Origin of the sequence: Blautia intestinihominis (genome assembly GCF_040096655.1) — a bacterium.
GTDB lineage: Bacteria > Bacillota > Clostridia > Lachnospirales > Lachnospiraceae > Blautia_A > Blautia_A intestinihominis.
The window spans coordinates 1-709 of sequence record NZ_JBBMEI010000201.1 but is presented as its reverse complement, the minus strand read 5'-3'; the positions used below and the strand labels follow the sequence as shown (position 1 = coordinate 709).

The 709-nt window shown below is 49.2% G+C and carries 1 pseudogene; it reads right to left on the bottom strand.

The features are described from left to right. Window positions 1-568: 568 nt before the first annotated feature. Window positions 569-709: pseudogene (locus WMO75_RS19685) on the bottom strand (DUF3847 domain-containing protein); the annotation flags it as partial.

Here is a 709-nt window from a genome sequence, read left to right as displayed (position 1 = left end):
TTGAACAAAGAATGGACAACCCGGAGGGGCAGGTTACTTACCCTATTTACATAGGACGGCTGGGCTACCTACCAGCTCTAGTACATTGCTGAATGTACATTGCGTTTTTATCTTTGTATCTATAATCAAGCCATATGGCACGATTAACTTAGCATGTCAAACAACGATTTGTTGTCATCTTCATTATACTTCATCGCCTATCGAAAAGATAGCGTATTTTATGAAACTTGTCGGCTGGGAACAGCTTGCACCGCAAGGTGTCCCCAGATGGCAAGTCCACAAAAGGGTAGCTGGTGGCAGCCAGCGCAGGGGTGCAAAACGTCCGGTGGACGTTTGCCCTGCACCGACCGAAGCGGAGCGGAGACGGCGTAGCGTCCCCTGTATGATTTGGAGCAGACCATGACTGCGGAAGCCAACATTCTGTCGGCTGCTGCGGCATTCGCCGAGTGAATATGCAAGCATATTCGTTCGGCTCATTGCTCGCACAAATCACAGCCCTCCGGCGAGGAGCCTTCGGAGAACGCAATGCACCAACCTCTGGGTGGTGTATAATTGCACTCTTAGTAAACTAAGGGGTTTCCGGCTTCTCCCGTTCCAGCAGTTTTTTCAATAGTTCCTGCGTGTCCTGTCTATGAAAAATGAGTTTCAACAACAGCATGACATCATCATTTGTCAGGCGTTCCGGCTCTTGCAGAAAACTTTCCAGCAT